The sequence below is a fragment of the Companilactobacillus zhongbaensis genome, from assembly GCF_003946515.1.
In the GTDB taxonomy this organism is placed as follows: domain Bacteria; phylum Bacillota; class Bacilli; order Lactobacillales; family Lactobacillaceae; genus Companilactobacillus; species Companilactobacillus zhongbaensis.
Genome location: NZ_RHOM01000001.1, coordinates 38,555 through 51,868, shown reverse-complemented (window position 1 = coordinate 51,868; position 13,314 = coordinate 38,555). Strand labels below are relative to the sequence as shown.

Annotated in this window: 13 protein-coding genes and 1 tRNA gene; 1 reads left to right on the top strand and 13 read right to left on the bottom strand. The window is 40.7% G+C overall.

The window, feature by feature from the left end; translation table 11 throughout:
* Positions 1–2: 2 nt before the first annotated feature.
* The 13 genes from EKM69_RS00235 to prdC form a co-directional block, all read right to left on the bottom strand.
* Positions 3–1,157 carry an aminotransferase class V-fold PLP-dependent enzyme gene (locus tag EKM69_RS00235; protein WP_125706937.1) on the bottom strand — a complete coding sequence of 385 codons (1,155 nt, stop codon included), beginning with the start codon at positions 1,155–1,157 and terminating at the stop codon, positions 3–5.
* Positions 1,154–3,064: a selenocysteine-specific translation elongation factor gene (selB, locus tag EKM69_RS00230; protein ID WP_125706935.1), complete on the bottom strand. Its 1,911-nt coding sequence runs from the start codon at positions 3,062–3,064 to the stop codon at positions 1,154–1,156. The genes EKM69_RS00235 and selB overlap by 4 nt, the downstream gene beginning before the upstream one ends.
* Before the next feature lie 9 nt (positions 3,065–3,073).
* Positions 3,074–3,340, bottom strand: coding sequence for a DUF3343 domain-containing protein (locus EKM69_RS00225; protein ID WP_125706933.1), 267 nt, complete (start codon positions 3,338–3,340; stop codon positions 3,074–3,076).
* Between the two features lie 13 nt (positions 3,341–3,353).
* Positions 3,354–3,950: a sulfurtransferase-like selenium metabolism protein YedF gene (gene yedF / locus EKM69_RS00220; RefSeq protein ID WP_125706931.1), complete on the bottom strand. Its 597-nt coding sequence runs from the start codon at positions 3,948–3,950 to the stop codon at positions 3,354–3,356.
* 11 nt (positions 3,951–3,961) lie between these two features.
* Complete coding sequence (gene selD / locus EKM69_RS00215; protein WP_125706929.1) at positions 3,962–4,984, bottom strand: selenide, water dikinase SelD; 1,023 nt, start codon at positions 4,982–4,984, stop codon at positions 3,962–3,964.
* Between the two features lie 34 nt (positions 4,985–5,018).
* Entirely contained in the window at positions 5,019–5,942 is a 924-nt protein-coding gene (locus EKM69_RS00210; protein ID WP_125706927.1) for a sulfite exporter TauE/SafE family protein, read from the bottom strand.
* 13 nt (positions 5,943–5,955) lie between these two features.
* Positions 5,956–6,972, bottom strand: coding sequence for a proline racemase family protein (locus EKM69_RS00205; RefSeq protein ID WP_125706925.1), 1,017 nt, complete (start codon positions 6,970–6,972; stop codon positions 5,956–5,958).
* Positions 6,973–6,984: 12 nt separating this feature from the next.
* Positions 6,985–7,464 carry a glycine/sarcosine/betaine reductase component B subunit gene (locus EKM69_RS00200; RefSeq protein ID WP_125706923.1) on the bottom strand — a complete coding sequence of 160 codons (480 nt, stop codon included), beginning with the start codon at positions 7,462–7,464 and terminating at the stop codon, positions 6,985–6,987.
* A gap of 12 nt (positions 7,465–7,476) precedes the next feature.
* Complete coding sequence (gene prdD / locus EKM69_RS00195) at positions 7,477–8,217, bottom strand: proline reductase cluster protein PrdD (protein ID WP_125706921.1); 741 nt, start codon at positions 8,215–8,217, stop codon at positions 7,477–7,479.
* 70 nt (positions 8,218–8,287) lie between these two features.
* Complete coding sequence (gene prdB, locus EKM69_RS12565; protein ID WP_125706919.1) at positions 8,288–9,013, bottom strand: D-proline reductase (dithiol) protein PrdB; 726 nt, start codon at positions 9,011–9,013, stop codon at positions 8,288–8,290.
* Positions 9,003–9,314 (bottom strand): CBO2463/CBO2479 domain-containing protein, encoded by a 312-nt coding sequence (locus tag EKM69_RS00185; RefSeq protein ID WP_125706917.1) that lies wholly within the window; start codon positions 9,312–9,314, stop codon positions 9,003–9,005. Before EKM69_RS00185 ends, prdB begins: the two co-directional genes overlap by 11 nt.
* Before the next feature lie 20 nt (positions 9,315–9,334).
* Complete coding sequence (gene prdA / locus EKM69_RS00180; protein WP_125706915.1) at positions 9,335–11,290, bottom strand: D-proline reductase (dithiol) proprotein PrdA; 1,956 nt, start codon at positions 11,288–11,290, stop codon at positions 9,335–9,337.
* Between the two features lie 46 nt (positions 11,291–11,336).
* Entirely contained in the window at positions 11,337–12,638 is a 1,302-nt protein-coding gene (prdC, locus tag EKM69_RS00175; RefSeq protein WP_191988674.1) for a proline reductase-associated electron transfer protein PrdC, read from the bottom strand.
* Positions 12,639–12,911: 273 nt separating this feature from the next.
* Here prdC and EKM69_RS12200 point away from each other — a divergent pair.
* Positions 12,912–13,008 (top strand) — tRNA-Sec (locus tag EKM69_RS12200).
* Positions 13,009–13,314: the final 306 nt, after the last annotated feature.

Genomic DNA, 13,314 nt, shown 5'->3' with positions numbered 1-13,314 from the left:
GATTAAGCCTCACTTTCTGTCATCATTTGATCGATTGCTTTCAGCAATACGTTAACTTCTGCTTCAGTGTTGAAACTTGATAAGGACAAGCGAACGATCCCTTGTTCGACGGTACCATAAGTTTCGTGGACCTTCGGTGCACAGTGGGCACCTGATCTTGAAGCAATTTGATACTCGTCCCAAAGCCATTGCCCAACATCGGCAGCATTGACGTCTTCCAAGTTGAAGGAAACTACCCCAGTCGTGGCAACATCCCTTGGTGTGTAAACTTTGATATTAGGGAATTCTGCGAGCTTGTCTTGGATCATATCAGTTAGATGTTTGACACCAGCACGAATATTTTCGGTACCATGATCTAGAACGTAACTGACCCCAGCAGATAGGCCGGCGATCCCAGGAACATTGATCGTTCCAGCTTCTAAATGAGTTGGTAACTCATCTGGCATAGCTGGGTTAAACGATTGGATTCCGGTCCCACCGCTCTTGAGTGGTTCGATCTCCAAAGGTTTCCGCAAGCAAATACCACCGATACCTTGTGGACCATAGAGTGACTTATGGCCGGTGAAACAAAGAATATCGATACCTGTTTTTTGGATATCGATGTCTTCATAACCAGCTGTTTGAGCAGCATCGACGATGAAAAGTAGATTGTGTTCATGACAGAAATCAGCGATTTCATCAATCGGCAACACGTAACCAGTAACGTTAGAAGCGTGGGTACAAACGAGCAACTTCGTGTTCGGCTGAACTAATTCGGCTAGCTTTTCAGTTTCCAAGCGACCAGTATTTTTATCGAATGGCAAGTAGCTAACTTCAACGCCACGATTAGCCTTCAATTGTTCCAGTGGACGGATGACTGAATTATGCTCATAGTTTGTAGCAATTGCGTGGTCGCCCTTTTGTAAAAGCCCTTTTAAGACGGTATTCAAGCTTTCCGTCACGTTGTAAGTGAAACTTATCAGCTCAGTCGAAGGCACGTTAAAAAGCTCTTTTAACTGCTCACGAGCATGGTTGACGACATCACTACTGTGGACGGAAAAATCCGATGAGTCACGTCCTGGATTACCGTATGTTCCACTGTTCAATACTTCATAGACAGCTTTTGAAACGGCTTTTGGTTTGATTGCGGTCGTTGCTGAATTATCGAAATAGATCATTTGCTTTCCCTCTTCGTCAAAACTCGGGTATTTTCTTGACGGCGTGTTACTCCTTGCTTATCCATGTATTCCAAGATCATCATCCCATATTTCCGACTTGCTCCGGTGAGATCACGGAATTGTGCTAAGGTCATCGTCTCATTTTCTTTCAAATAAGCGATGACTTCTTGAGTCACGTCATCAAAAGCAGACTTGAGCATGACATTTCTTTCCCCTAGTCTAATTACTTGATTACCGATCAATGACTTAAACACTTCTTGCTTGTTTTTATCGTCCCCAACGATATCTTCGTCATTTGGCGGTGTCAAAGGTGTTTCTTTTAGAGCAGCAATAATTTCATCATAAGCTTGTTGTTGATACTTGTTGAGTTTCACCTCGAAGTTGGCGTCGGAAACGATGTAACCTTTGATCTTGATGAGTTTTTGAGAAACCATCGTTTCGAGGATCCGCTCCATCGTCTTGCCGTCGATCACGTCTTTGAAACGAACTAGTAACTCTTCTTTGTTCATTCCTTTTTCGAGACGATGTTTCTTGTGGTAACTGTCGAGTTCTGAGACCACGTCTTCTTTGAAGCTAGCCAAGCGATCATTGTTGATGACTAACTTACTAAAACTAGTAACTTGATCTTGTTCCTTCAACAAGGAAACGATCTCTTTAGCATCCTCGACTGAGATGTTCAAGTAGTCGGCGATCCCATCGACAGTGGCACCTAGTTCTGATTGATTCATCAAAAAGTCGAGCGCGATTTGCTCTTGATTACCAGAAGCCTTAACTGACAACTGTTCCAAGACATCGTCATTGTAACGACGGTGTTTCTTTGGATTAGGATCAAGGACTGTTCCACCACCGATCAAAACCATTGGTGAATAAGATCTTAAAATGAAACGGTCACCCTTCTTGACGGCAACTGGGCGTTCTAGTCGTAGTTGTAAGTAGTTTTCCTTGTCAGCGGAAACGTGTTCTTCACCTAAAGGCACGACCCGAGCAATGATCTCTTCGGCACCTAGGTAAACCCGCACACGACTCCACAATTGAACTAAGTGGTAACTCTTGTCTGGTAATAGTTTGAAGTCCACATCTAACATGTGGGTTGGTTCAATGTTTCCTGGTAACGTCAAAACATCCCCACGACTAATATCGTCGGTTTTGATATTAGTCAAGTTGATAGCTGTCCGCGTTCCAGGCATTGCCTTGTCAACGTCTTCATCGTGAACTTGAATGTTTCTAACTTTGGTCGTCTTACCACTTGGGAAAGCTTCCAAGGTCATGTCTTTAGTCAACTGACCTTCCAGCAAAGTCCCGGTGATGATAGTTCCGAATCCCTTGATTGAAAAAGCTCGGTCAACGTTGATCCGTGGAATACCGTTATCCTTCGGTTTCTTGATCGATTCGACTTTTTCATCCATGATTTTGATCAAGTTGTCCATGTTCGTACCACTGACGGCATCGACTGGCACGATCGGTGCTTCGATATCGTGGTCATCCAAGAAACTCTTAACATCTTCTGTCACCAGTTGGCGCATTTCATCATCGACCGTGTCGATCTTGCTGAGAACAACGATGTAATTATCGATCCCGAGCAACGACATGATCTCCACGTGCTCCTTAGTTTGCGGCATAATGCCTTCGGCAGCGTCAACGACTAGTAAAACTAAATCAATCCCACTCAAACCAGCAATCATGTTCTTTAAAAAGCGTTCATGTCCGGGAACATCAACGATCCCGACTTGTTCATGGTTTGGTAAATCGAAAAAAGCGAAGCCTAAGTTGATTGTTAAGCCACGCTTTTTTTCCGCCTTGAGAGTATCTGTGTCGATACCCGTCAAAGCTTTGATTAAAGTTGTTTTACCATGATCAACATGTCCGGCCGTCGCAATAATAATTTGATCTTGACCTATTGTTTCCATGATATCCTCCTATTGGTCAACCTCGTATGTGCTCTTAACACCTACTCGATTGCCGATGTAAATCTTTTTGTAAGTGAATCCCTTATCGGAAAGCAACTTTAAAATGTTTTGTTTTTTAGTGTAATCGAATCTAACACTCATCCCACATCCGGCAGAAATGCTACCAGGTGTCGAAATGATACTGGGCGTGAACTCAGGATGTTCTTTCAACAGATCCTTGACAGTTATCGCCTCATGCGTCGTGTTAAATGTCATTAATCCAAAAGTATGTCCCATTTCAAACGCCACCTTAGTCTGGTCTTACAATCCGATTTTGTTTACGCATCATGTCCACAATTTCGTACATATTGGAAATACTACCAACAGCAACTTTGTCTTTAAGACCAAAGAAGTCTAGACAAGCACCACAAGCATAGATGTCAACTCCTGCTTCAGCTAATGGCTTCAAGTCAGTCAAGAAGTCTGAACCTTCGACAACTAATTTAACTCCACCGTTATAACAAATGATCTTGTCTGGAAGAACATCTTGTTCTGTTAGTGAGTAAACGAAGCTGTGCAATAAGTTACGACCAAGTGTCTCATCCCCGTGACCCATAACATCAGTATTAATAACTACGATATATGAATCTCCTTGTTCGTTGAATCCGGTTTTAGCAGCTTCTGGTTGTCCAGATTTAGCAGTTTTCTTGAGGCGAACTTTCCACTCGTTTTCGCCGTTTTCTTCTACGCCGTACTCGTAATTTTGTTGAGCAGCTAACTTTCTCAAGTTTTCTGGTGCCATGTCATCATTGACTAGGATCTCGATTTCGTCAACGTCTTTTAAAGCTTTTTTCGACATAATGATCGGTGCCGGACAAACTTTATCTAATGCATCAATAGTTTTCATGTTAAATCCCCCTAGATAACTTTGATTTCTTTATCCTCTTTTTCTACTACACTACCAATTTTAGCACTCTTTAGGTCTAATTTATTTAATTTTGTAAGCACTTCCTTAGTGTACTTAGGATCAATACTAAATAAGAGACCACCTGAAGTTTGTGGATCGAATAAGACTTCTTCAAGTGCCAAATCATCAAATGTGAAGTCGATCTTACCGTCTAAGAATTTCCGGTTACGTTGTCCGCCACCCGTGACGAGCAATTCACCAGCACATTCATAAGCTTGTGGCAAGATTGGCAATGATGTTGAATCAATGACTGCAGAATACTTATCAGCCAAAAATTCGTTCAAGTGACCGAGTAAGCCAAATCCAGTAATGTCGGTACATGCGGAAACTGGATAGTCACGAATGATCTCAGAAGCATACTTGTTCAAAGTAGTCATGCTCTTGATGGCGCCATCAAAAGCATCCTCACTCGTTTGGTCAACACTGTAAGCCGAAGTGATAATACCAACACCGAGTGGCTTCGTTAAGATCAAGTCATCGCCAAGGTTGCAAGTATCGTTTCTCCAGATTTTCTTAGGATCAACGATCCCGTTAACTGAAAGACCATACTTAGGTCTTTGATCTTGGATCGAATGACCACCAGCTAAAAAGCCGCCTGATTCAGTAACTTTCTCCAAGCCACCTTGCAAGATGTTTTTCAAAATATCTTGGTTCATTTCCTGTGGGAAACAAACGATATTCAATGCTGAAACGACTGAGCCCCCCATTGCCCAAATATCGCTCAAAGCATTCGTAGCTGCGATCTGTCCAAACAAATATGGATCCGTGACCATGGATGGGAAAAAGTCGATTGTCTGAATAATTGCAGTGTCATCATTCAACTTGATGATTGCAGCGTCATCAGTTGTTTCGTAGTCGACCATTACGTCGGCTTTTTTATCTTGATGAATTGTCTTTAAAATTGTATCAAGCTTCCCCGGGCCTAATTTTGCGTTACATCCACCACATACAATTAATTTTTCAGTTGAATCCATAACTCATCCCTCTATTTCTGTAAAATTATTCAACTTACTTAGTTTCAGAACTAGTCTCACCGTTCTTTTCAGCTTGTTGAACTGTTTCGTTCTTTTGTTTGAGTCCTTGATAAAGCATTTGGAAACCTGTGAAAGTAACAACGACGATGATCAACCATGTCAAGACGTTAAGGTCAAGACTCTTAACGAATAGCACGGCAACAACAACACCGATGACACCTCCGATAGTAATACCTAAACTGGCGTTACGGTTGTAACTACCAGATTTAACGAATTCATAAGCTGCAACTGGCATTAAAACAGCACATGAAGTCATCATGATTGGGAAGGCAACTGCTGGACTCATTCCGAGCATGTAAACTAAAGCCATACATGGTGCGTAAAGACCAACACCAGCTGTCATCAAGGCACCTAGTAAGAAGTTACCTACAATGGCAATGACTAAGCTTGTTCCGTGAAGTCCGATAGCGGTATTTCCGTTACCTAAAGCACTTAATACTCCCAATTGTGATAGAAGCATTAAGATGGCTGTAATTACTAAGGCAACTCCCATGATGATCCGAACGATTTTTTCGTTGAATTTACTCATGAATTTTGAACCTAAGAATGATCCAACGGCTGCAGCTGCGACCATTGAAAGTAAGGTTGTTCCTTCAACCTTGATCGTATTAGTGAACAAGAATGCTTCCGCAATAACTGGGATAGCACAGGAAACAGTTAATGTACCGGGAATCAATTTATCTGATTTTAGATACTTAGTTAATTTCAATAACATAGTTGTTGGAGCATAACTTCCGATACCTAAGGCATCAAGAAAGTTAGTAATAAAGCCGATCACTCCGGCTTTAGGGATGCTACCATCGCTTTGTCCACGGTGTTTGAGCAAGTCCCTTCCAAATAAAATAGCGATGTAAACTAGCAAAATTGCTAGGATGATTTGAATAATACGTAAAATCATGTTGATTCCCTCCTTACTTCAATTCGAATCCGTTTGATAGTGGGTCTGTTGGGTCAAAGACAAATTGGTTGAAACCTGTGATCCAGGCTGAACCAGTAATTTCTGGAATTATGGCTGGTAAGTCGCCAGCTTTAGTTTCTTTGACGATACGTCCATAAAACTTCGTCTTTAAAATACTTTCATAAACGAATTCTTCATCGATGCCTAGTTCACCTTTGGCATGTAAGGTGGCAAGTTTAGCACTAGTTCCGGTACCACATGGCGAACGGTCAACTTGACCATCACCGAAGACAACAACGTTTTGCTTAGTTGATTCGGCGTCTTTTGGATCACCGTACATTTCAACTAAGTCGACTGTCTTAATGTGATCGAGAACTGGGTGTTGAACTTTAACTTGATCATTAACTGCATGAAGGATCTTCATCCCTACTTTAGCTAATTGTTGTGAATTTTGTGGTTCGATTTTTTCATTAACTTCGGCAACTGGTAGGATTGCGAAGAAGCTACCACCAAACGAGATGTCTAGTTTGATCTTACCGATATCTGGTACATCAACTTCGACGTCTTTTTTGTATAAAAATGATGGTACATTTTGGAACGATACGCTGGAAACTTTGTGGTCACCACTCAAGTGTGCGACCGCATGGATCAATCCAGCTGGTGTGTCCAAGACAACTTTCTTTTCGGTTGCATCTGGGGCTACATCGACCATTCCTGTTTCCACGATCGAAGTAACGGCAGCAATCGTGTTGTGGCCACACATGTTTAAGTAACCACCAGTATCCATGAAGATGATCCCAAAATCAGCTTCTGGATTCATTGGTTCGACTAAGAAGGCACCAAACATTTCGTTGTGACCTCTTGGTTCTAACATCACGGCTGTTCTAATGTCGTCGTAATGATCGATCAAATATTGTTTCTTTTCTGCGATAGTGTTCCCTTTAAGACACGGGACTCCGCTAGTGATGATTCTGGCAGCTTCACCGGCTGTATGTGAGTCGATGGCTGTCATCATTTTATTAAATTGCATGACTTTTTCCCCCTATTGTGAAACTTGTCCATCATGTCGCATTTTAAGTTTCAATAACCCCAATGCTTTTTGAGCATCTAATTGACTCAAGTTATTTTCACCTACTACTGTTGTTTCGATTCCTTCTGCAGACTTATTGATGTCGACAACGAATTTGGTCAACTCGTTTTCGACGACGAAGCCTGCTTGTTTACCGATAAATTTCATACCAACTACTGAGATGCCCTTATCATCGATCTCACTCATCGTGTTCATGAAATCGACATCGGAGTTGCCCCAGCCATCAGCTGAAACTATGGCACCATTCGTTCTCATTGACTCAAGCATTTTAGAAACTCGAACCCCTACGAGATTTTTCAAATAATTGTCTTGAGGAGTCCCCACTACGATGATCCCTTGAAAATCAATGTCAGGATCAGGAGCGACTGTCCGTACTAATGGGTCTCTGAAATGGTGTAAGGTAGTTTCTTTTGTTGAAGGACCTATTCCCATTTTGATTACCTCCTAAACTAAGGCGTGAATAACGCCATCGCGATATTCATTAGCCGTTAATAAGACTGGCATATTATCCATGTCGATGATCGAAATTCCTTTAGTTATGCCGGCTGGCTCTTGTGGGAACAAAATATTGTCATACATTGCTCCTTGTCCAGCGACTTCTTTAACTAAAGCGACTTTGGGTTTACCAGGATGTTTTTCATCTACGTAATCAAAACTTTCAGTAGCTTGACTACCACTCAACATCTTCAATTCAGCACGAATTGGTTGTAAGTAGTCATCAGCCATCTTAAAAATCATTTCGCAAGTTTCTCGATTGAATTCAAAATCTTTTTTTAGAACAGCGTCAATCAAAATTATCGTGTCATCAAGATCTGGCGTTCCATCCTTGCCAAACTTGATCTTTTCATCTAAATAACCATCTGAGGAGCCAAACTCGTGTAGTTGGACACCAGTTTCGTCGGCTCCGGTCAATATGACATTGACGCCGGTGAGCGTATTTGATAAACCATAACCCATTTTCCCGAGGACTTTGGTTGAAATAGGCATCACGTCCATGATGGTATTGATCTGAAAGTGACAATCTCTTGGGTCGACTAATTTGATGTCGACACTTTTGAAGCGGTCATCAAGTTCAAATTGTGGATGATCCGGGATCTCCAGATGACCCGAACTTAAATGATAGTCGTCGCTGAATGATACTTTTTGAATTGAATAAGCTTGAATAGTTAAAGTGTCTTTTTTCATTCGACCTTTGCCTCACTTCATATAAATAATAAAGGAGGGCATTAACTTGCCCTCCTTCACAATCTAAAGATTAAACTTTAGCAATGTATTCATATGGTAAAGGTACGATCTTACCAGCTGATGGAATTTCCACTAACTGTTTCAAAGTATCTTTAACTATTCCTGTTTGCATTTCGACGTTATTTGGTTCTCCGGCATTAGCTCCCATTGGAACACGAGGTGCTACAGCTCTAGGTGAACCGTTTTGACGAACTACAGGAGGTAAAGCTGCTATTAAAATTGTAGGAATCCCTGCGGATTCAATTGCTCTCTGCACGATCACGGCAGATCTATGACAAGTTCCTCAACCAGCAGTTAAGATGACGCCATCGACATCTTCTGCTTTGAGTTTTTGAGCAATTTCTGGACCAGTTTCTTCAGTGAAGGCGTTAACGTCTCCACCACCACCCATGAATCCATATTCGATAGGTGCTAGTCCTCTGATGAATCCTTCGTCTGCCAATTCACGTAATCTGTCAATTGGGAACATACAGTTGATGTCTTTGTTAACATCACTGTTATCGTATCCACCGTGAGATACCATTAAATCTTCAGCAGGAGTATCCCAAGGGATCTCTCTGTAAGATGTATCTCCGGCTAGATTAAATCTTTTATCACTCTTTAAGTGAACACCAGCTGCAGTAGCAATACCGATATTCATATCTTTAAGTTCTTTAGTTACGGGAGTCCATACTGGCTTTGGTGTAATCGGGACGTAAATTTCTGATTGAAGGCCGTCGTATTTTTTAAGGCTCATTGTTTTCCTTCCTCTCCTCTGTGCGCTGTTTGATCTCATCGCGATGTTGTTTGTAATCATCAAAAGCTTTCACATATTTTTCATTTGGGGTCTCGGAAAGTACTTCTGGGTATGACATGAGAAAGCCAACTTCATGTCCAACTTGTGGATTGTGTTCACTGATCAGCATTCTCTTAGGAATTACTAATGTTCCCAGTCTTCCCTTCAACTCAATTGTGACACCTGCATCAGTCACTTCCGAAATGACACCTTCGAAAAGTGTTTCGGTAGATGCATAATTCAATTTATCGTAATTGTCCATTCCTAAAACCCTTCATTCAATTATTCTTTTTCGTAAATTTCTAGTCTCTTTTTACTCTTAGGTAATGATTGTTCATTTGGCTCTAAGTCGATCTTAATATCGTCATGTTTTTCAATAACTTTGATGTTATTTTCTTTGACGTTTGGATTCCACTTACGTTCAGGTTTTTCAATCTTGCCACCAGCCATCTTAGTTTCAAGCATAGCTAGAGCTCTGATTGCGTCTTCTGGACATAATGTGTTATTTTCAAAGATTTCATTTTCGATACCTTGAGCTGACTTGTTGTTATCAACCATTGCGTCCATGTACTTGTTACCAACAACAAGTTGACCTTGGACAGCACAGTATGACATACCAACAACTGGCACATCTCTCTTACCGATTTCTTCAATGTGTGAAGCAAAGTCGATATGGTTGTTACCAAATCCTTCAGTTGTAACAATTGCGCCGTCAACGTCCATTGCTTCGACTGTCATACCTAATCTCTTAGATACATAGAATTTCTCAGTGTTAGCTTGTGGTGATCCTACGAAGAGAACACCAACCAAATCAATATCTTCATCATTCATGGCTGCTGTAACCATAGGTTCACGCCAGTAATGTCTTGAAGTTTCCTTTGAAGCAGGTCCGATACATGTCAAAGCATGAATACCACCATCTAATACTTCAAGAGGTGAAAGCATGACAGGCAAGTTACCAAGGTCAACGTTAGGTTTAGCACCTAATGTACCAACTGGTTCGATAGGCATGATCAAGTTATCATGCATAGCACCTTGTCCCATGATTTCCTTAACGATTACTACTCGTTTTTGATTTGGATGACGCTTTTGAACTAATGTTTCCTTGTTAACGATAAGACTGTCATCAGCCTTCTTCAAAGCTTCTCTGATTTCTTGTGTAATAATATCAGCGGCTTTGTGAGAAGCCAAAGGTCCGACACGTTCCATGTTACGTCCAGCTTCGATCGTTACTTGAGCTTTGATCAAAATATCGCCTTTGTCAGGTGAACCTGGACGGTTCCACATGATGTTCTTGTTTAATTCACCTTCAGATGAACCGAATTCACCAATTTGGATTCCGTTTTCATCTGTACCAGTGAGCATAAATACGGCTCCGTCAAGTACACGTGTTACGCCAGAACCGATTTCTCCTTCTGCCTTTGTAGCAATTGGTTGTACATCCATGATTGTTTCACTATATTTGTCATAGTCATCGGGTGTAATAATTTCCAAAGTCATGTCTTTAACGATTTTTTCTGTTTCAACAGCCTCTTTGCAAAGGTTCTCTGGAGTTCTGATCGTCAAAGTTGTACCGTCGATTGATGTTTCATCACCAAATTTAACGGTGTCGATCTTGAAATGATCTCTTTCAAGTTCACGGATCACTTTTGTTTCAACTTCTGAGTTGTCTTCTGAAGCTGATCCGTCACTAGTAGCAGTTGTAGCATTGTCTGAAGCTGCTGAAGCATTTTCAGTTGCTTGAACTGCTGCTGGTTGTGTACTTTGAGCTACTGAAGATGTTGGAACTTCGAGATGGATTCCTTCACCTTTAGCAATGTCGATCTTAATAACTCCGTTTGATACTGCGCCAGTTGATGTAACTGGTGCAACTGTCGATACTGGTTGTGTTGCTACTTGATCATCTGTACTTGTTGCTGGTTGTGCTTCATCAGAAGCATCATCATTGTCAGCTGCGTCATCATCTGATGAGTCGTCTGACATGTCTTGAATATTGTCGACCATGTCTGGTGTGATTGGTAACAATGCATCAGTAGTGTTCTTTAAAGTTGCTCCTAATACTTGACCAATTTTAAGAACATCGTCTGGCAATTCCAACAAACCTGAATCTTCATAATCTGGGAATAGATCTGGATTTTCTAGGTTTGATGCTTCAAGTGTGATGCCGCCTTCTGCTCTACAGCATAGGACAGCTGGATCATCAATATGATCCATTGCTGTTTCTTTTGAAATAGACATATCGTCTTCCTCCCTTAATCTTTAACCTTATAATGATTACTAAATCCTATAATGATTGAAAATCTGCTGGAAGTTTACGATATAGTCTGTGACCTGCTGCTCTAAGTACATGATCTGTTGAATGATATACTGAAACTCCTACACGAGGAGCTACACCTGTAACGGTGTTTGTTCAATCTTGACAAGTTCCAGTCAAGACTGCTTCAGCACCTTTTTTCTTCATAGCAAGAATTGCATCAGCCTGTCCAGGACAAATCCCTGGTAGACTACACCGGTATCTTCCATTTACTAAAACCATGCGCTTGCAACGTTGAAATTCGACAACTTCGCTGCCCATCTTCTTTGCAATCTCACGAAGGCGTGGCTCTTGTCCACCACATTCGCATTCAAGCAAGCCGATCTTTTTATGAACTTGAGGATATGGCATTCCGACTAAGAATGCTCCAGTAGTCTTCGTAACTGGCGTTGTTTCGCTTCCGGTGTGTCCAGTAAATGGTCCACCAACTGTGATGTCGCCATACGGGACTATATAACCACCTGCTGCATCAATGAACTTCTTAGCTGGTAATCCAACTGGGACATTTTCAAATACGGTTGAACGTTCTTTAATACGTCCATCTAACGTAATATCCTTGTCAATGAAAGGCTTTCTATCTTCGATTGCTTCTGCAATGCGTTTGATAGTTTCGGTATTATCAATAATTGCGTTAGCCTTAATTGGTAACTCACCAGGTTTTAAGACAATTCCTAGTAGTTGACGAACGATAACACGCTCATCACCTGCAGGATACATGTTAGTCAAGAACTTAACTTTGATCTTAGGTTCATTCTTACATGCTTTACCTAGTGCGAGTACTGCTGCATGATGAATCTTCTTAACAGCAATGTAACCAACTTTGGCATCTGTGATCTCGAGCATATATTTCATACCACGAACTATTTGGTCAGCATAACGTTCCTCAACTTGAGTATTGTGGCAAAGTAGTGGTTCACACTCTGCAGCGTTAGCAATCAAGTAGCCGCCAGGGATCTTATTAGACAATTTGACATCAGTAGGAAATCCAGCTCCACCAGCTCCAACGATACCGGCATTCTTGATGTCAGTTAAGTAATCGTCAGAATCGGGAATGTGAACGTAGTCTTCCTTACTTTGTTCTTCATCGGCATCAATAATAATTGCTTTATCAGTAATGTCAGTGACTGTACCAGTAAGACTCGCATGAATATTTGCGCCTAAACCATCAGGTTCCGCAATCAATTCACCTCTTTTAACACGTTGACCAACTTCGACAATTGGCTTGTCTGGTCCGCCAACATGTTGTTTTAGTAAAATAGTGACTTTTTCCATTATTTTTTCACCTCCTTTGACTAGAATCGCGAACTACAACCGTTTTCATTCGCACGTTCATAGTATCACAAATGAATAACTTGTTTAAGCAAAAATTTCACATTTAATCTGATTAGAATTTTGTTAACATTTCCATAGTTGTTCGTACAACATTCCCCCAATTTCTGAAAACAAAAATAGATTGAAAAAATTTTATTATCTAATATTTGGTTAATCATATTTAGTATTTTTCCTCATTGACATGTTCATATGTAATTGCTAACATATCTAATTGGGAGTGGATAGGTTCTGGTGTTCCTTCTAGTCTTCAAAACTAGTATGAGGGGTTAATAGCTTCTTAGGTGGGTTCGATTCCCACACATTCCCGCCACGCATATAAACTAACTCAAGATCTTTCGAGTTAGACTAAAAACTTATATTTTTTTCAAATAAAAAAGACCATCCTTTTTCTAGGATCTGGTCTTTTTTATTGCCCTCATTTTCAAATACATTTTAATAAAAATAATAATTATTTCTGAAAAGAACAATTGGTATATATACATCATGAATTATGTGAATTAACCAATTTGTGATATCTAACCATGATAATTTTTTCACAATTTCTTTACCGATTTTTTGGCTTATTTATCATAATTGAAATAAAAAAAGCTGAGAAAATGAATTTTATTTCATTCTT